Annotated in this window: 21 protein-coding genes; 6 read left to right on the forward strand and 15 right to left on the reverse strand. The window is 67.7% G+C overall.

Translation table 11 applies throughout. The annotated features are described in order from the left end of the window. The 4 genes from GNX95_RS16465 to GNX95_RS16480 form a co-directional block, all read right to left on the reverse strand. Window positions 1-249: a hypothetical protein gene (locus GNX95_RS16465; protein ID WP_163508298.1), complete on the reverse strand. Its 249-nt coding sequence runs from the start codon at window positions 247-249 to the stop codon at window positions 1-3. A gap of 511 nt (window positions 250-760) precedes the next feature. Continuing rightward, the gene (locus GNX95_RS16470) at window positions 761-949 is read right to left on the reverse strand and encodes a DUF397 domain-containing protein (RefSeq protein WP_163508299.1); all 189 of its coding nucleotides are present in this window, start codon (window positions 947-949) and stop codon (window positions 761-763) included. Next, window positions 927-1,949 carry a helix-turn-helix domain-containing protein gene (locus GNX95_RS16475; RefSeq protein ID WP_163508300.1) on the reverse strand — a complete coding sequence of 341 codons (1,023 nt, stop codon included), beginning with the start codon at window positions 1,947-1,949 and terminating at the stop codon, window positions 927-929. Before GNX95_RS16475 ends, GNX95_RS16470 begins: the two co-directional genes overlap by 23 nt. Window positions 1,950-1,992: 43 nt before the next feature. Next, window positions 1,993-2,691, reverse strand: coding sequence for a hypothetical protein (locus GNX95_RS16480; protein WP_163508301.1), 699 nt, complete (start codon window positions 2,689-2,691; stop codon window positions 1,993-1,995). 102 nt (window positions 2,692-2,793) lie between these two features. Between GNX95_RS16480 and GNX95_RS16485 the strand changes: the two genes are divergently transcribed. From GNX95_RS16485 to GNX95_RS16505, 5 genes are all read left to right on the forward strand, one after another. Next, on the forward strand, window positions 2,794-3,003 hold the full coding sequence (locus GNX95_RS16485; RefSeq protein ID WP_163508302.1) for an HTH domain-containing protein: 210 nt from the start codon (window positions 2,794-2,796) through the stop codon (window positions 3,001-3,003). 5 nt (window positions 3,004-3,008) lie between these two features. Continuing rightward, entirely contained in the window at window positions 3,009-3,542 is a 534-nt protein-coding gene (locus GNX95_RS16490; protein ID WP_163508303.1) for a Clp protease N-terminal domain-containing protein, read from the forward strand. A gap of 84 nt (window positions 3,543-3,626) precedes the next feature. After that, a complete protein-coding gene (locus tag GNX95_RS16495; RefSeq protein WP_163508304.1) occupies window positions 3,627-4,598 on the forward strand; it encodes an ABC transporter ATP-binding protein in 972 nt (323 codons plus the stop codon). Next, on the forward strand, window positions 4,595-5,446 hold the full coding sequence (locus GNX95_RS16500) for an ABC transporter permease (RefSeq protein WP_163508305.1): 852 nt from the start codon (window positions 4,595-4,597) through the stop codon (window positions 5,444-5,446). The genes GNX95_RS16495 and GNX95_RS16500 overlap by 4 nt, the downstream gene beginning before the upstream one ends. Window positions 5,447-5,452: 6 nt before the next feature. Then, on the forward strand, window positions 5,453-5,692 hold the full coding sequence (locus GNX95_RS16505) for a helix-turn-helix transcriptional regulator (RefSeq protein ID WP_163508306.1): 240 nt from the start codon (window positions 5,453-5,455) through the stop codon (window positions 5,690-5,692). Between the two features lie 84 nt (window positions 5,693-5,776). On the opposite strand, the gene GNX95_RS16510 is transcribed toward GNX95_RS16505, so the two are convergent. Beyond that, a complete protein-coding gene (locus tag GNX95_RS16510; protein WP_163508307.1) occupies window positions 5,777-6,442 on the reverse strand; it encodes a TetR/AcrR family transcriptional regulator in 666 nt (221 codons plus the stop codon). Between the two features lie 79 nt (window positions 6,443-6,521). On the opposite strand from GNX95_RS16510, the gene GNX95_RS16515 reads away from it, so the two are divergent. Beyond that, window positions 6,522-7,955: an MDR family MFS transporter gene (locus tag GNX95_RS16515; RefSeq protein WP_222853707.1), complete on the forward strand. Its 1,434-nt coding sequence runs from the start codon at window positions 6,522-6,524 to the stop codon at window positions 7,953-7,955. A 75-nt stretch (window positions 7,956-8,030) separates the two neighbouring features. Here GNX95_RS16515 and GNX95_RS16520 read toward each other — a convergent pair whose 3' ends face one another. From GNX95_RS16520 to hemL, 10 genes are all read right to left on the reverse strand, one after another. Continuing rightward, on the reverse strand, window positions 8,031-10,136 hold the full coding sequence (locus tag GNX95_RS16520) for a heavy metal translocating P-type ATPase (RefSeq protein ID WP_163508308.1): 2,106 nt from the start codon (window positions 10,134-10,136) through the stop codon (window positions 8,031-8,033). Then, window positions 10,133-10,342: a heavy-metal-associated domain-containing protein gene (locus GNX95_RS16525; RefSeq protein ID WP_163508309.1), complete on the reverse strand. Its 210-nt coding sequence runs from the start codon at window positions 10,340-10,342 to the stop codon at window positions 10,133-10,135. Before GNX95_RS16525 ends, GNX95_RS16520 begins: the two co-directional genes overlap by 4 nt. A gap of 14 nt (window positions 10,343-10,356) precedes the next feature. After that, the gene (locus GNX95_RS16530) at window positions 10,357-10,641 is read right to left on the reverse strand and encodes a metal-sensitive transcriptional regulator (RefSeq protein ID WP_163508310.1); all 285 of its coding nucleotides are present in this window, start codon (window positions 10,639-10,641) and stop codon (window positions 10,357-10,359) included. A gap of 34 nt (window positions 10,642-10,675) precedes the next feature. Continuing rightward, window positions 10,676-11,947: an outer membrane protein assembly factor BamB family protein gene (locus GNX95_RS16535; protein WP_163508311.1), complete on the reverse strand. Its 1,272-nt coding sequence runs from the start codon at window positions 11,945-11,947 to the stop codon at window positions 10,676-10,678. 72 nt (window positions 11,948-12,019) lie between these two features. Beyond that, window positions 12,020-13,024, reverse strand: coding sequence for a c-type cytochrome biogenesis protein CcsB (gene ccsB / locus GNX95_RS16540; RefSeq protein WP_222853708.1), 1,005 nt, complete (start codon window positions 13,022-13,024; stop codon window positions 12,020-12,022). Further along, entirely contained in the window at window positions 13,014-14,603 is a 1,590-nt protein-coding gene (gene resB / locus GNX95_RS16545) for a cytochrome c biogenesis protein ResB (RefSeq protein ID WP_163508312.1), read from the reverse strand. Before resB ends, ccsB begins: the two co-directional genes overlap by 11 nt. Further along, window positions 14,600-15,394 carry a cytochrome c biogenesis CcdA family protein gene (locus GNX95_RS16550; protein WP_163508313.1) on the reverse strand — a complete coding sequence of 265 codons (795 nt, stop codon included), beginning with the start codon at window positions 15,392-15,394 and terminating at the stop codon, window positions 14,600-14,602. Before GNX95_RS16550 ends, resB begins: the two co-directional genes overlap by 4 nt. Then, window positions 15,391-15,966, reverse strand: a complete 576-nt coding sequence (locus GNX95_RS16555; protein WP_163508314.1) for a TlpA family protein disulfide reductase — start codon at window positions 15,964-15,966, stop codon at window positions 15,391-15,393. The genes GNX95_RS16550 and GNX95_RS16555 overlap by 4 nt, the downstream gene beginning before the upstream one ends. Next, complete coding sequence (locus tag GNX95_RS16560) at window positions 15,966-16,607, reverse strand: histidine phosphatase family protein (protein ID WP_163508315.1); 642 nt, start codon at window positions 16,605-16,607, stop codon at window positions 15,966-15,968. Before GNX95_RS16560 ends, GNX95_RS16555 begins: the two co-directional genes overlap by 1 nt. Beyond that, on the reverse strand, window positions 16,604-17,941 hold the full coding sequence (gene hemL / locus GNX95_RS16565) for a glutamate-1-semialdehyde 2,1-aminomutase (RefSeq protein ID WP_163508316.1): 1,338 nt from the start codon (window positions 17,939-17,941) through the stop codon (window positions 16,604-16,606). The genes GNX95_RS16560 and hemL overlap by 4 nt, the downstream gene beginning before the upstream one ends. Window positions 17,942-17,969 lie beyond the last annotated feature (28 nt).

Raw genomic sequence — 17,969 nt, forward strand, 5'->3', positions numbered from 1 at the left:
TCAGTCTCGCGGAGCCGGCGGCCGGATGTCCCACTGGTTGCTCTGTGGTTCGACCTTGCCGGGCCGGGCCTTCTCCTCGGCCGGCTCCTCGTCCTCGCGAGGTTTGTCGTCAGGGCTCGCCGGCGCCGGGGTGAAGTCGTCGAACTGGTCGGCAGACCCTTCCCTGGCCATCCGGGTGAGCGCGTAGACGGCGAAACCGATCCCCGCCACCAGTCCGACAACTGCCAACCCACGGACGATCCGCCGCATTTTCGGTTCTCCTGTCATCGACGCGTACGCAGCCATTATCAACTACCGATAGTTACGCCAGGAGGCAACACCCCGGTCCCCCCGAAAGCCCGGTCGGGGTGTTGCCTCGATGGTGGATATACGCTGGCCCACCTGAGAGGTCGGCGAAAACCTCAGTTCGTGGATGGCGGCGCAGCGCCGGAGTTCACGTCCGGACCCACGATCCCCCGATTGTCGTGGGCCCGGCCGTCCCACCCCGTCTGCCGTGTGGCGCCTTGGAGAAGCGCCGGCGAACGCCGACCTTCTCTTCCCCCGAGCATTGCGAGGCTGCTCGCCCCCGTCCCCCGGACAGACCCGAACCCCACACACCGGACAGGAAACCACCGCAGAGTTGAGGTTTTCTAAAAACGCTGGACGGAAGCCGATCGGCCGCCGATTACGCACAGTGAGTGTGCGCGGGACCACCTTCCGTGCCGGGAAAACCCGTCAGATGACCATTCTCGAGAAGGCTCGCGCGGCTCTTACACAATTCTTAAACGGCCGACCAGCGAAGGAATCGCGTCCACGAACCAGCCGAGAACACCAGTGTGCCACCGTCGCGATCCTTCGTGTCGCGTACGCCAACCGCGTATGCCACACCGGCAACTTCCACGCAGTTGCCCGAACTGCCACTGCGGCTGCTGATGCGCCACGGTGTTCTAGCGAAGTCTGTGCTGGTCATGTCTTCCCTCCGCAGATCGAACCAGGTCAGCCGCGGCTCTGGCGATAAGCTCCACCGACCGCTTCGCAGGAAGCGCTCTTGCCGCGATGCGCTCCCATGCCAGCCTATAGCTTTCGATATGCGGGACCTCCTCCAGGAACGTGCTTTGTACGCGGTTTTCCAGGTAGATGAGGGGTGGATCGGCCGGAAATTTCATGATCATGAATGGGCCTTCCAGGCCAGGATGCGGACCTGCCGCCAGTGGAACGATCTGCAGGGTCACGCGTGGGCGCAACGTCATCTCCACGAGGTGGCGCAGCTGCGCGGCGAGTATCCGTGGACTGCCAACGGGTACGCGTAAGGCCGGCTCGTAGAGCAGGACGTGCACCTCCGGCGGCAGTGGTCGCGACAGCAGGCTTTGCCGGCCGAGCCGCGCCGCCACTCGTACGTCCAGTTCGGTTTCCGACAATGAGACCTCGGAAACGCCGGCGATAACGGCGCGCGCGTAGTCGGCTGTCTGCAACATTCCCGGAATCCACAGTGGTTCGTAGCTCCACAGCGCGCAGCTGTTCGTCTCCAGCTCGATCAGGGTGGCCCACTGATCCGGCAGGCGTTGTCCGTGCAGCCAAACCCAGCCTGGGCGGTCGGCTTCGCGGACCATGTTGAGAATTTCGACTCTTCTTAACGCGTGTACTTTGTAAAGACCAAGCAGCGCGGCGACTTCGTCGACCTTCAGGCCGCGTTTTCCGGTCTCCATCCGGCTGATCTTGCTCTGCGACATCCCCAACAAGGCGCCGACCTCGGTGGCGGTCAGGCGGGCCGCTCGTCGTAATCGGCGCAGTTCTGCCGACACCTGTCGCGATCTGACCGTGCCGCCGTCAGCCACCTGTTCTGTCATGTCCGCCTCCGACCCGGAATTTTCGGGGGTGGCATATAGGTGCTCCCCGTCGCTGCCAATGTCAAGGTAGCGGTCGGACGAGAAAACGCAAAACGACCGCATGGCAACGAAAACCGCCCGCACGTCGGGCCGTTTCAGCGTGTTCGGAGAACGGAAACCAGTGGTCTCAGACCAGCAGGCGGCAGCGTGCGTACGCGAGTGCGCGCAGGCTCGCGTATTGTTTGTCGACCTCCGGATCGGCCAGCGAATCGGTGTGCCGCAAGGCGGCCTCGATGGCCGCGCCGGCGACCGGTGGCTCCAGCGGCAGGAGTTCGTGACCGCCGCCGGCCATCGCCTTCTTTCGCAGCTCTCGCAGCAAAATGCCGGCATGGCCGGTGACCGACAGCTCGACGGCCTGTTCGCCGGACAGAAACACCACCAGGGCCTGTGGCTTGTCCTGCTGGCAAAACTCGACCAACAGCACCTCCGCGCCGCCGGCGTCGCGATATTTCCAGCCGCGTTCGGCGGTAATGTCGCCAACCGAGTCGAGCCAGGCCGGTTCGAGCATGCCGGAGCCGGACAGCTCGTCGGCCGCGTCGGCGGCCGATCCGCGCAGGTTTTCGTTGACAGCCAGCATTTCCAGCGATCGCAGCGCGGCGAGTGCCGACCGGCTGGGACGTTGTCGCGCGTATGTGACCAGGTGTCCGCCGATCAGCTCGTCGGCGTCCGCGGTCGGCAGCGGATTGTCCCACCACATGCCGAGCAACCCGGAGGTGGCCAGCTCGACCAACAGGACGTTGTGCTCGTCGGCGAGCTGCTCGTACGTCCTGACCATTTCCGCGTAGACGCCGGCCGTCTTCCGGCGACCCCGGCTGACTGAACTCATCGGTCCCGATGATGCCATCCGCGTGACGGTACGTGTTCGCCGGCCGCGAAAAGTCGTCAATCTAGGTTGACGCGTACGACTCGTCAACCTAGATTGACAAGCATGACGGCAGCATCTGACCTGGCTACAGCGGCCGGCGACCGCGATCCGCGCTCCGGCCTGCGTGCGGTCTCGGCGCTGCGCCGGCTGCTTGAGCACCTGGAGGCGATGCAGGTCGCCAACGCGCGTGCTCAGGGCTGGTCGTGGCAGGAGATCGCCAACGAGCTTCACGTGAGCCGGCAGGCCGTCCACAAGAAACACGCGAAGAGGTGACCGTGATGTTCGAACGTTTCGACAAGGCCGCCAGGCAGGCGGTGCAGACAGCGGTGCGCAAAGCCGACGCGCAGCTGGTGGACACGCGGCACCTCCTGCAGGCGCTGGCGGTCGATCCTGGCTCGCGCGCTGGAAAAGCCCTCGCCGACCTGGGCGTGGACGAGGCCGCTTTGCGCGACGTGCTCGCCGCCATGGACCGCGCCGACCGCCGTGCGGGGTTGAGTCCCGCCGACGTCGACGCGCTCGCCAGCATCGGCATCGACGTGGACGAGGTCGTCGGCGCGATCGAGCGCAACTGGGGTGGCCGGCTGCCGGCCTCCCGGCGCGGTCAGGCAGGCCTGATCCGCGGTCGTTTTGGCGCGGAGGCGAAGAAAGTGTTGGAGCTCGCGCTGCGCGAGGCGGTCGAGCGTGGCGACCGGCGGATCGACGACGGCCACGTGCTGCTGGGGCTGCTCAAGTTTCACGACCCGGTGGCCCAGGAGCTCGCCGACCGTGGCGTGACGTATCTGCGCGTACGCACCGCGCTGGCGCGCCAATAAACCTGGACTCAGTCCAATTATATTGTAGTCCGTACGCCCCAACATGTAGTATCTCTGCTATCGATGATCAGAGGAGTTGGATAGATGGCAGTCATAGAGGAGGCCGCGACGCCGGTCGCGCGCACCGGGCCATCGGATGGTGACCTGGTGCTGGACGTACGCGACCTGCGGATGCGTTATGGCAGCAACGACGTGCTCACCGGGGTCGACTTCACCGCGCGGCGCGGCGAGGTCATCGCGCTGCTCGGCCCCAACGGCGCCGGCAAGACGACGACGATCGAGATCCTGGAAGGCTTCCGGATGCGGTCGGCGGGCGACGTGCGGGTGCTCGGCACCGACCCGGCCAAAGGCGGCGAGGCCTGGCGCGCCCGGCTGGGGATCGTCCTGCAGTCGTGGCGTGACCACGGAAAGTGGCGGGTACGCGAGCTGCTGGCGCACCTCGGTGGCTATTACGCGCCGTACTCGACCGACCAGATCCGGCGTCCGTGGGACGTGGACGAGCTGGTCGCCACGGTCGGCCTCGCCGAGCACGCCAAGAAGCGCGTCATGCAGCTGTCCGGCGGCCAGCGGCGCCGGCTCGACGTCGCGATCGGCATCGTCGGCCGGCCGGAGCTGTTGTTCCTGGACGAGCCGACGGTCGGTTTCGACCCGGAGGCGCGGCGCGAGTTCCACGACCTCGTGCACAAGCTCGCCGACGACAACGACACGACGATTTTGTTGACGACACACGATTTGGACGAGGCGGAGAAGCTCGCCGACCGCATCCTCATCCTGGCCGGCGGCCAGGTCATCGCCAACGGCTCCGCCGACGAACTGTCCCGGCGGATGTCCACCGAGGCGGAGATCAGGTGGACCCGCGACGGTCAGCGGTTCGTCCACTCCACCACCGAGGCGACCAAATACGTGCGCGAGCTCTTCCAGCAGTACGGCGACGCCATCGACGAGCTGGAGGTGCGGCGCGGCAGCCTGGAGGACACGTACGTGGCGATGGTGCAGCAGTTCGAGGCCGGCCAGCGCGGCACGGCGGTGGCGAACTTCCAGGAGGTGGCGCGATGAACGCGACCGTACTCAGTGCGCGGTCCGGACTTTCGCGCGGCGTCATCGAAGTGCGTAACTCGCTGTCCAACTGGCAGGACATTTTCGGCGCGGTGTTCCCCAACGTGATTTTGTTGGTCGTCATGCTTTTCATGCGCGGCGCCAACGTGCCAGGCCTGAAGTTCTCGCTCGGTGCGACGGTTTTGCCGAGCGTGATCGGCATGGGGATCGCTTTCGGTGGCATTCTCACGCTCGCCTCACAGCTGATGGTCGACCGTGAGGACGGCACGCTGCTGCGTGCCAAGGCGACGCCGAACGGCATGATGGGTTATCTGGTCGGCAAAATCGTCTACGCGGCGTGCTTCACGCTGGTCGGCGTACTGCTGCAGCTCGTTCCCGGCCTGCTGCTTTTCGACGGCGTCGGGTTCAACGGGGTCGGCGGCGTCCTCACGCTGATCGTCGTCATCGCGCTCGGCCTGGTCGCCACGCTGCCGCTGGGTGCGATCCTCGGATCGCTGTTCTCCAACCCGCGCAACATGGGGATGGTGATGTTTCCGATCATGGGTCTGGTCGGCATCTCCGGCATTTTCTATCCGCTGACGCAGCTCCCGGTGTGGCTGCAGTGGATCGGCCAGATGTTCCCGATCTACTGGCTCGGCCTCGGTACGCGGTCGGCGATGCTGCCGGAGCAGCTGATGGCGGTCGAGGTCGGGCACTCCTGGCGCGGCTGGGAAACTATCGTCGTACTGCTGGTGTGGGCCGTCGCCAGCCTGGTGGTGGCGCCGGCCGTCCTGCGGCGGATGGCGCGCCGCGAGTCGGGGTCGAGCGTGGCCGAGCGCCGCGAGAAGGCGATGCAACGGGTTGGGTAAGTCCGGATGAGCGAGACGATCTACAACCGGATCGCCATGCTGCGCGCCGAGCGCGGGATGTCGCGGCGGCAGCTGGCCGACGCGCTCGGCGTGCACTATCAGACGATCGGCTATCTGGAGCGCGGCGAATACAGCCCCAGCCTCTATCTGGCGCTGAAGATCGCCGAGCACTTCGACGTGGCCGTCGAGGTCGTCTTCTCCACCGCACCGTTCCCACGTATCGGCGGCGCCTCCCGCCCCGCCTAGCTTCTCGAGGGATCGAATGTGCTGAATGGGCCCACTTTTCGCGGCAAGGTGGGGCCCAGTCAGCACATTCGACTGCGTGGAGGCTCAGCGCTCGAAGAACGTACGCGCGAGGCCGTCCAGCACGAAGCCGAGGTGGCGGCGGAAGGCCGCGTCGGGGTCGGCCGGCGGGCCGGCGCTGAGCAGTGCCTTGGTGGCCAGCGGATAGCGGCCCGAGGCGAGCATCGTCCGCAGGAATGACGGCTCGGCGTCGCTGGCCGGCGGCCGGCGTACCTCGGCGGCGACGTAGCCGGAGACGAAGGCCATGACGGTACGCCATGCCTCCTGCATCTCGTCGATGTCCAGGCCATGGCCGTCCAGCAGCGTCAGCACGGCCTCGGTCATCGCCAGCGCGTTGGGACCCAAGGCGTCGGCGCCGAGCGTGAGCCGGGTCAGCCACGGGTGGCGCAGGTTCATCCGGCGGACGGCCTGCGCGGCGCCGGTGAGATCGACACGCCAGTCACCCGTACGCGCCGGCACGGCGGCCTCCGCGCTGGCGCGGTCGACCATCAGCGCGATCAGGTCGTCGCGGCTGTCCACGTAGCGATAGAGCGACATCGCGCCGGCGCCCAGCTGCTCGGCGATCCTGCGCATCGTCACCGCGTCAAGGCCCTGCGTGTCCGCGACCTCGACGCCGGCCGCGGCGACCGCGTCGTACGACAGCGCTGCTCGTGCCGTCCTGGCCGGCTCGCCGACCTTTTCCCAGTTGACCATTGCTTACACCGTACTCGATGCGTACGATGTACTCTTGCGTACTTAGTACGCACGGCGCTCACCTGGGGAAAGAGGCGTTTTGACGGAAGCACCAAAGAACATCCGCTGGATTCTGCTCGGCGTGCTCCTGGCCGCCGTGCTGTCCGTGCTCGACAACGCGATCGTCGGCACGTCGATGCCGACGATCGTCCGCGAGCTCGGTGGTCTGGACCTGATCTCGTGGGTCGTGACCGTCTATCTGCTCGCCACCGCGGTCTCCACGCCGCTGTGGGGGAAGGCGGGTGACCTGTACGGCCGCAAGCAGGTCTTCCTGACCGCCGTCGCGGTCTTCCTGGTCGGCTCGATGCTGACCGGCCTGTCGCAGTCGATGCCGCAGCTGATCGGCTTCCGGATCCTGCAGGGGATCGGTGCCGGCGGCATGGCGGCCAGTGCGTACGCCCTGATCGGCGCGCTCGTGCCGCCGCGCGAGCGCGGCCGCTATCAGGGGATGGTGGCGATCTTCATGGTCGTCGGCAACGTCGGCGGACCGCTGGTCGGCGGCCTGGTGACGCAGTATCTCGGCTGGCGGTGGGCCTTCTATCTGAACCTGCCGGTCGGCCTGGTGGCGCTGGTCTGGTGCCAGGTCATGCTGCGGCTGCCGCACACGCGGTCGAAGGCGCGCGTCGACTGGATCGGCACCGCGCTGCTCAGCGTGACCATCACCGCGGTCGTGCTGGCCGCCACCTGGGCCGGCTCGACGTACGCGTGGATGTCGTGGCAGATCCTGTCGCTGGCCGCCGTCGGTGTGCTGGGGCTGGCGCTGTTCCTGTTTTCTCAGACCAAAGCCGAGGAGCCGGTGATCCCGCTGCGGGTCTTCACCGGTTCGCGCAACTTTCCGCTCGCCATGGTGATGATCGTGACCGGTGGTGCCGGCATGTTCGGCGTGTCGTTGTACGTGCCGCTGTTCCAGCAGGCCGTGCAGGGCGCCAACGCGGCGTACTCGGGGCTGCTGCTCGTGCCGCTGGTCATTCCGGTCGCGGTGGTCGCGCAGGTCACCGGCAAGATCATGAGCAGGACCGGTCGCTACAAGATCTTTCCGGTGGTGGGTGCGGTCAGCATGGCCGTCGGCCTCGGCCTGCTGTCGACGATGACGCCGGCGACCTCCACCTGGACGACCGCCGGGTTTCTCGTACTGGTCGGCATCGGCTCCGGCGCGCTCGGCACGATGACCATGGTGATCGCGCAGAACAGCGTGGATCTGCGCGACATCGGCGTCGCGTCATCGACCATGGCGCTGGTGCAGATCGTCGGTGGCGCGCTCGGCGTGGCCGTCTTCGGCTCGATTTTCACGCGTGCCGTGCAAGGCCAGGTGGCATACCAGCAGGCCGTGAGCGATGGTGTCACGCGGATCGCCCTGGTCGCCGCGCTCTCCTGCGTGGTCGCCTTCGTGGCGTCCCTTTTCGTTCGCGAGGTCGCCCTGCGCGGCGCACCTGCCGCGCCGGCTCCTGAGAAGCCCGTCCCCGCCGCTCGCTGACTTCTGGTCGCATGGCCACCATGCGTGCGTTGGGTGCACGCATGGTGGCCATGCGACCTAGGGTCGAAACGGGCCTCAGCGGAAGCGGCGCAGGCGCAGGCTGTTGGTCACCACGAACAGGCTGGACAGCGCCATCGCGGCGCCGGCGACCAGCGGGTTGAGCAGGCCGAACGCGGCGACCGGCAGGGCGGCCACGTTGTAGGCGAAGGCCCAGAACAGGTTGCCCTTGATGATGCCGAGCGTACGGCGGGAGAGCCGGATCGCGTCGGCGGCGACCAGCAGGTCACCGCGTACGAGCGTGAGATCCGCCGACTCGATGGCGGCGTCCGTGCCCGTCCCCATCGCCAACCCGAGGTCGGCCGTCGCGAGCGCCGCCGCGTCGTTGACGCCGTCGCCGACCATCGCGACGACCCGGCCCGCCTCCTGCAGTTTCCGGATGGCGTCGACCTTTCCGGCCGGCAGCACGCCGGCGATCACCTCGTCGATGCCGACCTCGGCCGCCACCGCCTTCGCGACCAGCTCGTTGTCACCGGTCAACAGGATCGGCCGCAGACCGAGTTTTCGCAGCCGTGCAACGGCTTGCGCCGACGACGGTTTGACCGTGTCGGCGACCGAGATGGTGCCGGCCGGCTCGCCGTCGACGGTCACCGCGACGACTGTGCACGCGACATCCGATGCGGCTCGGCCGATGGTGACCTCGTGACCTTCGACCGTGCCGCGTACGCCGATGCCTGGCAGCGCAACGAAATCCGTCACTTCCGGCAATGGTCCGGCTTCGCGTGCCTTGGCCGCGATCGCCGCCGCGATCGGATGCTCGGAGGCCGCCTCGACCGCACCGGCCAGCCGCAGCACATCGCCGGAGACCTCGACGACCGACATCCTGCCGGTGGTCACGGTGCCGGTCTTGTCGAGCACGATAGTGTCGACTTTACGGGTGGATTCCAGCACTTCCGGGCCTTTGATCAGGATGCCGAGCTGCGCACCCCGACCCGTACCGACCAGCAGCGCCGTCGGCGTCGCCAGACCCAGCGCACACGGACACGCGATGATCAGCACCGCGACCGCGGCGGTGATGCCGGGCACCACACCGTTTCCGGTGACCCACCACTCCAACATTGTGAATGCCGCGAGGCCGATCACGATCGGCACGAATATCCCGGAAATCCGGTCGGCGAGCCGCTGGATCGCGGCTTTTCCGTTCTGTGCCTCGGTGACCAGCTTCGCCATCTGCGCCAGCTGTGTGTCGGCACCGATCCGGGTCGCGCGTACGACCAAACGTCCGCCGGCATTGACCGTCGCGCCGACGACGTTGTCGCCGACCTCGACCTCGACCGGCACGCTCTCGCCGGTCAGCATGCTCGCGTCGACCGCCGAACGGCCGTCGACCACGACACCGTCGGTGGCGACCTTTTCCCCTGGCCGCACGACAAACTCGTCGCCGACGGTCAGCGACGCGATCGGCACGCGCACCTCGTCGCCATCACGGCGTACGGTCACCTCTTTCGCGCCGAGATCGAGCAATGCGCGCAATGCCGAGCCGGCGCGCCGCTTGGCGCGTGCCTCGAAGAAGCGGCCGGCCAGGATGAACGTCGTCACTCCCGCGGCGACTTCGAGATAGATTTCCTCGCCGCCGGCGCGGAAAAGCGAAAACTCCATCCGCATGCCGGGCTCGCCGGCCGCGGTGAAGCACAGCGCATAGAGCGACCAGGCGTACGCGACGATGACCCCCATCGAGATGAGCGTGTCCATCGTCGCGGCGCCATGGCGCAGATTCACCGCGGCGGCACGGTGAAACGGCCAGGCACCCCACAGCACGACCGGCGTCGCGAGCGCGAGGACGAGCCATTGCCAATAGGCGAACTGGACTGCCGGCACCATCGACAACGCGACGACCGGCACCGAGAATGCCAGCGATGTCAACAAACGCCGGCGCAGCGGAGCCGTCTCGTCCTCGGACAGCTCCGGCGGCCGTGCGTCGTATCCGGCCGCCTGCACCTGGCCGACGAGGTCGCCGACGGTGACGGTCGGCGGAAACTCGACGTGCGCGGTTTCGGTCGCGTAGTTGACGGTCGCGGTCACGCCGTCGAGCTTGTTGAGCTTGCGTTCGACCCGGTTGGCGCAGGACGCGCAGGTCATCCCGACGATGGCCAGGTCGACCGCGTCCGGCTGCGTGGTGGTCATGGCTCCACCAGCTGATAACCGGCCTCGTCGACGGCGGCGCGGACCGCGGCGGCCTCCAGCGGCTGCTCCGAGTCGACCGTGACGGCACCGGAGGGCAGGTCGACGCGTACGTCCCGCACGCCGTCGAGCTCGCTGATCTCCTCGGTCACCGACCGTACGCAGTGTTCGCAGGTCATGCCGGACACGGTGAAGGTGCTGGTGGTCATCTATGTTTCTCCAGTCAGGACTTGACGAGACGGGCGATGGCGTCGGTGGCTTCCTTGACCTTGGCGGCCGCGTCCTCGCCACCGGAGGCGATCGCGTCGTGCACGCAGTGGCCGAGGTGGTCGTCGAGCAGCTCCAGCGCGACGGCCTGCAGCGCGCGGGTCGTCGCGGACACCTGGGTCAGCACGTCGATGCAGTAGGTGTCCTCGTCGACCATCCGCTGCAGGCCGCGGACCTGTCCCTCGATGCGCTTGAGGCGCGCCAGGATCTTCGCCTTGTCGTCTGTGTAACCCGGTGTCATGTCCCTGACTGTACCCCTAGGGGGTAACGGAATGTCAAACGCGGATGAAGTCCGTCACGGTCCTGCTGACATCCTTCTTGTCGCTGTGCGTGATCGCGACCCAGTTGTCGCCGGCGCCGGCCAGCCAGCCGTCGCGACGGAGCAGCTCGCGGCCGGTCTTCGCGTCGTAGACGACGACCGCCGCGGCCTTGTAGCCGCTCTTCTGCTGGCTCGCGCTCACCGCGACCAGGCCGCCGGTCACCCGCGTCTGCCAGCTGGCCGACGTGCCCTCCAGGCCGGGATCCGGCGCGGTCCACCGCTGCCGTCCGGTCGCCGTGTCGAGCAGCGCGAGGTTGCCGGTGTCAAACTGTGCGCGTACGAGCATCGAATGCGCGTCCATGTCGATAGGCACACCTGGCCGCGCACCGGACCACACGGTTTTTCCAGTCGCAAGGTCGAAAAGCTGTGGCCTGCCGGAGTCGGTCAGCGCGGCGATACGGGTCCCGTCGCTGATGATCAGCCAACCGCTGTGGTATCCACCGTTGAGCGCTTTCTCGCAGGTGTCATCCGCTTTGGTGCCGCTGAAGACGTTGCCGGACCATTTCGTCGCGCCGGTGGTGCCGTCCAATGCCTTGAGCGCGACGGTGCAACGGCGGTCGGACGACTCCGGGTCGTTGTCGGTGTAAACCACGGTGTTTGCGACCGGGATCTGATACCAGGCCGCCTCGTTTGGCGGAAGGCTCCTGGCCAACCGCCGGCCGGTCCGGCCGTCGACCAGGAAGTATTCCGTACCGCTGACCATCAGCAGATACGGTCCAACCGTCGGCGCGTACGGCTCGCGGGTGCCGATCCGGTCCTCCTGGATCTTCGCGCCCTGGATCGTCCACAGTGGACGGCCGTCGTTGACGTCCCTGGCGGTCGTCGTGCAGGTGTCGCCACATTTGTACTCGTAAACCGCCGTCTGCGACACGGCGACCCAGTCGGCCGTGGGCGCGTCGATCCGCCAGCGCGTACGGCCGGTGGCCGCTTCGATCACCTCGACGACGTCGGATTTGGATCGTTGCGTCACGACCAGAGCGCCGACGATCCAGATGCGACCGTCGGTCGTCTTCGGCCGGCTCCACAACGTGCGGCCGGATGGGGAAATGCCGCTCAGCTGATCACCTGAATGCACGAAAGTCGTGCCCGCGGCGTACAGATCGCCAGCTGTCGGCAGCGTCCACGACGCCGCCGGGCCTTCCTGAGTTGGCTCTCCCAGGCCAAAACTGGTGCATCCGGCAGCGGTCAGGCCGACCGCGATCGCGGCAGCGGCGAGTCTCGTACGCATTGGCGCAACCTTCCGTCGTCGGCGGCCAGCGTATGGCGCGCCGGCGACGGTGACATCGCGGATTCGTGCCAGCTATTGCAGGCCGGCGTAGGAGTGCAGGCCGGAGATGACCAGGTTGACGCCGAACAGGTTCATCATCATCGTGCCCCAGCCGATGACCGCGATCCACGCGGACTTCGGGCCTTTCCAGCCGGTGGTCGACCGGGCGTGCAGGTATGCGGCGTAGACGACCCACGAGATGAAGGCCCAGGTCTCCTTCGGGTCCCAGCCCCAGTAGCGCGACCAGGCCGCCTCGGCCCAGATCGCGCCGCAGATGATGGCGAAGGTCCAGATCGGGAAGGCAAACGCGATGACGCGGAAGGTCGTCCGCTCCAGGGCCTCAGCGGATGGCAGGCGTGGCCCCAAAGTCAGCGGAAACGAGAGCGACTTTCCAGCAAGCGTACGCTTTTCAAAGTAGTAGCGGATCAGATAGAGAGCGCTGGCGGCGAAACCGGTCATGAAGATGCCGCTGGCGATGGTCGCCGCGCTGACGTGGATCCACAGCCAGTAGGAGTTGAGCGCCGGCACCAGCGGCACGACCGGTGTGTAGAGCACCGTGCCGGCCAGGCCGAGGAGCAAAACCACCGGCAGCATCACGAAAACGCCGAGATGGCGCACCGACCGCTGCCGGGTCAGCACCACCAGCCACGCGACGACCGCGACGAAGCACACGGTCAGCGCGTACTCGTACATGTTTCCCCACGGCACCCGGTCGGCCGCGATCGCGCGGGTCACCAGCGTCGCCACGTGCAGCGCGCCGCCGAGAATCGTGACAACGACAGCGATCCTGCCGGCGTTGGACGGGATCGGCGACGACGGCTGTGCCGTAACGTCGGCGCCGACCGGCGGTGAGACCGGCGCTTCCTCGACCGAGCCGCCGCCGACACCGGCGAGCACTTTTGCCGGCGCAGCCTTGCGACTGGCGCGTGCGCCGAACGCGTATTCGACGCCGTACGCGAGCATCGCCGCCACGTACGTCAGGATCGTCGCGACCAGCAGGTTGTCCGACAGGCTGGCCACGGCGGTCTCAGCTGGCATCGGCTTTGTCCTTCCCGCGCTGGGATATCTGCTCGACCAGACGGTCGAACTCGGTGGCGAACTCGGCCGCGTCGGTGCGCGAGAGTCCGCCGGCTTGTAGGTCGGTGCGTCCGCCGCCGGCCGGCGAGAGCCGCAGCCACACCCGGCGCCGCCGGATCGCCAGCGAGCAGAGCAGGCCGGCGACGATGAGAATGGCCGCGACCAGTACGAGTGTCTGGCCGGGGTTGCTGTCGACCCGGATGCCGGCCCATTTCTTGACCGTCTTGAACGTGAGCGTGCTGCCGTCGCCGAGGTCCCAGCGTTGGCCTGGCCGCAGGAACTTCGAGCCGACCAGCGTGAGTTTGCCGCGGTCGATCTGGCTTTGGTCGAGTGTGTAGACCGATTTCGGGATGCCGGAAGACAGTCCGGTGTCGCCGCGATAGGCGGCCAGCGTGATGCCCGGCGACTTCAGCGCCGGCCCCTGCGAGGCGACCTTGGGTCCCTGCGCCGGCGTGGTCGGCGTGAAGATGCCCTGGAAGGCGACCTCGACGTTGGGCGTACGCGCGCTGCCTGGTTTTTGGTTGGCGTCGGCGAAAACCGCCACACCAGAGGAGGAGAAGTTGGGGTCCTGCGGGATGAACGCGGTCGAGGAGGTGAAGGTCTGGCCGTACTTGTCCTTGTATTCCAGCACCGGCGTGTAGCCGTGGTCGATCAGGTAGACGCGCGCGCCGTCGAACCGCAGTGGCTCGTTGACCTCGATCCTCGCGTGTTTGCCGGGACCGCCGGCGCCGTTGTCATACGTGATGTCGGCGGCGAAGCTGATCGCCTGGCCGTTGGGCAGGTATGCGTCGCTGTATTTGTCCAGCTTCACGCAGAAAGGCGGCAGGTCGGTGTCGGTGATGTCGCGACCGAGGTTGTAGGAGTCGTACTGCTGCAGCGTGTCGCAGAATCCGTCGCCCTCGTTGACCAGCACATTGCCGTTCCAGCCCCAAAGCGCGCCGGAGGCGACGCCGATCAGCATGAGCAGCAACGAGATGTGGAAGACCAGGTTGCCGGTTTCGCGCAGGTAACCCTTTTCCGCGGAGATCTCGACCTTGTCGCCGTTTTCGCGTACGACGGTGCGCCAGCGGTTGCGCCGCAGCTGCCGGGCCAGCTCGTCGGATGTCACGTCCAGATCGGCGATCTCCGCGTGATGACGCATCCGGTCGAGATATTTCGGCGCCGGCGGCGGAGCCTGCCGCAGCGCTTTGAGGTGCAGCCGGATGCGCGGGATCAGGCAGCCGACCAGCGACACGAAAAGCAGCAGGTAGATCGCCGCGAACCAGGGCGAGCCGAAGACGTCGTACGCGCCGATCTTGTCCAGCACCGGACCGAGCTGCGGATGGTCGGTGAGATATTGCCGGACCTTGTCGGGGTTGAGATTGTATTGCGGCAGCAGCGATCCCGGCACAGCGGCGAGCGCCAGCAGGAAAAGCAAAACGAGCGCCGTACGCATGCTGGTGAGCTGGCGCCACCACCGCAGCAGCAACGTCTTTCCGCGCGGGTTTTTCGGCGCTGGCTCGACCGGAGCCGGCGCGGTGGAGAGAGTGTCAAGACTCATAACGGAATCTCCCCAGGCGGCAGCCAGCTGCGCAGCCAGATCACCACCGGATCCCAGCCACCGAGCAGAAGAAGCAGGCCGACCACGACCAGCATCGCGCCGCCGATCCTGGTGACCCACACGCTGTGCCGGCGGACGAACGCGAGCGCGCCGATCAGCCGGCGGAAACCCAGGCCGAACAAGACGAAAGGAATGCCGAGGCCGAGACCGTACGCGGCGGCCAGCATCGCGCCGCGGCCGACCGATCCGCTGGTCGTGGCCAGTCCGAGCACCGCGGCCAGCGTCGGTCCGGTGCATGGCAGCCAGCCGAGCGCGAAAACCGCTCCGAGCACCGGCGCGCCGACCAGTCCTGAGGCCGGCAGCCAGCGCAACCGCACGGTCTTGTCCAGGCCGGGGATCAGGCCGAGGAACGCCAGCCCCATCACGACGATCAGCGCACCGACCACGCGCTGCAGAATCGGTGCGTAGTCAAGCAAAACGATGCCGATGGTGCTGGCCGCGGCCGACAGGACCGTGAAAACCGCGGTGAAACCGACGACGAACAACGCGCTGCCGAGCAGCACGCGGCCGCGTACTTTTGTCGCGTTTCCGGTGCGCGTCACCGTGTTGCCGCTGGGGTCGACACCGGTCGCCGCGTCGAGGTCGGCGCCGGCCAGGCCGGTCACGTACGACACGTATCCCGGCACCAGCGGCAGGACGCACGGCGAGAGAAAGGACAGCAGGCCGGCGGTCGCGGCGAGCGCGAGCGCGACGATCAGCGGTCCACTGGCGACGGTGGCGGCCGCGTTCACGGCTTTTCACCGGCGACCGCGAGCACGACCGGCCGCAGCTCCGACTCCAGCACGGCGTCGCGGAACAGCGCCGCGACGCGGCCGGCGCGGTCGATGACGATGGTCGCCGGGATCGTCGTCGGCGGCGTCTGCCGAAACCGCACCGCCACTCGGCCGTACGGGTCGTAGAGGCTCGGATAGGTGACGCCGTTCGTACGCTGGAAGGCGGCCGCCTTGTCTTTGGTGTCACGGATGTTGACCCCGACGAACTGTACGCCTTTGGCCGCGGTCGCCTGGTAGACCCGCTCCAGGTCGCCGGCCTCGGCGCGACACGGCGCGCACCACTGACCCCAGAAGTTGAGTACGACGACCTTGCCGCGCATCGACGACAGGTCGAGCGAGCCACCGGTCAGGGTCTCACCGCTGATCGCCGGGGCCCCGACCCGCTTGCCGATCGGCCACTGTTGCCGCGACGACTGGCCGGGCACGAAACCTTTCTCGCCGCCAGCGCTCTGGTTGACCGCGTCGGTGCCGGTCGCGCAGCCGCCCAGCAGTCCGGCCGCTGCGATCGCGAATAGCATCCTTCGGCGCATCAGGCCCCCTTGTTGGCGGGGTCGGACCTGGTCGACAGCGACTTGGCCGGCTCGCGATAGTCGATGCCGGCCAGCGTGGCGCCGTCGAACCGGAAGGAAGTGAGGCTGGCGAGCGTACATTCGCGGCGGCGCGGGTCGTGCCAGAGCTTGCGGCCCTCGGCGAAGCGGCGCGCCATCCAGATCGGCAGCTGGTGGCTGACCAGCACGGCCTCGTGGCCTTCGGCGACGCGACGGGCCTCCTGCATCGCCGCCAGCATCCGCGCGGCGACATCGCGATAGGGCTCACCCCAGGACGGCGTGAACGGGTTGCGCAGGCGATACCAGTAACGCGGGTTGGCCAGCGCGCCATCGCCCGGCGACACCGACCGGCCCTCGAAGTAGTTGAGCGACTCGATCAGCCGGTCGTCCGTGTGCACCTCGAGGCCGAGAAGCGCGGCCAGCGGCATCGCGGTCTGCTGCGCGCGCTCCAGCGGGCTGGCCGCGATGTAGGTGATGTCGTGGTCGGCCAGCGTACGCGCGACCACCTCGGCCATCTGCTCGCCGAGGCCGGACAGCCGATAGCCAGGCAGCCGGCCATAGAGGATCTTGGCCGGGTTGTAGACCTCACCGTGGCGCAACAGGTGGACGACCGTCTTGGTCACACGGCGGCTCCGGCGGCCTCGGCCGCTGCCGGCAACGCCTTCTCGATGATCTCCAGCTCGGTCGCGCCGAGCGCGGTGGAGACGAACCAGCACTCGTACGCGCTGGGCGGCAGATAGACGCCGGACGCCAGCATCGAGTGGAAGAAGGCCCTGTATGCGGCGGTGTCGGTGAGCTTGGCCGACTCGTAGTCGCGTACGTCGGCGGTCGTGAAGAAGACGCCGAACATGTTGCCGGCGTTGGAAACCCGGTGCGGCACGCCGGCCGCGGTCAGCGCTTTGGTGACCAGGCCGCGCAACGTCTCGGACGTGCGGTCGAGATAGGCGTACGTCTGGTCCGTGCACTCGCGCAGGGTCGCGATGCCAGCGGCGGTCGCCAGCGGGTTTCCGGACAGCGTGCCGGCCTGGTAGACCGGGCCGGCCGGCGCGAGCTTGGCCATGATGTCGGCGCGGCCACCGAACGCCGCCGCTGGCAGGCCGCCACCCATCACCTTCGCGTAGGTGACCAGGTCGGGAGTGACCGGGTCGAGGCCGTACCAACCGGACCTGGAGACCCGGAAGCCGGTCATCACCTCGTCCATCACCAGCAGCGCGCCGTGCTTGGTGGTGATCTCGCGGAGCTTGCCGTTGAAGCCGTCGCGCGGCGCGATCACCCCCATGTTGCCGGCCGCCGCCTCGGTGATGACCGCGGCGATCTGGTCGCCCGCCTCGGCGAACGTCTGCTCCACCGCGGCGATGTCGTTGTATGGCAGCACGATCGTCTCGCTGGCCTGCGCGCCGGTGACGCCTGGCGTGTCCGGCAGCGCGAGGGTCGCCACGCCGGAGCCGGCGGCGGCCAGCAGCGCGTCGACGTGGCCGTGATAGCAGCCAGCGAACTTGACGATCAGCCGCCGTCCGGTCGCGCCGCGGGCGAGCCGCAGCGCGCTCATGGTCGCCTCGGTGCCGGAGTTGACCAGGCGGACCTGTTCGGCCGGCGTACGCGCGACGATTTCCTCGGCCAGCTCGACCTCGGCCTCGGTCGGCGCGCCGAAGGACGTGCCTTTCGCCGCCGCCTTGGTGACCGCCTCCACGACCGCCGGATGCGCGTGGCCGAGCACCATCGGGCCCCACGAGCAGACCAGGTCGACGTATCGCCGGCCGTCGGCGTCGGTGAGATAGGCACCGTTGGCCTCGGCGATGAAACGCGGCGTGCCGCCGACCGCGCGGAACGCTCTGACCGGCGAGTTCACCCCGCCGGGGATGACCGCCTCGGCACGCTCGAACAGCCGGCGCGAGGCCGGCGCCTCGTAGTCGTACGGAGTCGTCTGCTGGGCCGATACGTCTGCCACGGCCTCCATTGTCGCAAGCCCTCCGACAGCCTGCGGC

This window comes from Fodinicola acaciae (assembly GCF_010993745.1).
GTDB classification, from domain to species: Bacteria; Actinomycetota; Actinomycetes; order Mycobacteriales; family HKI-0501; genus Fodinicola; species Fodinicola acaciae.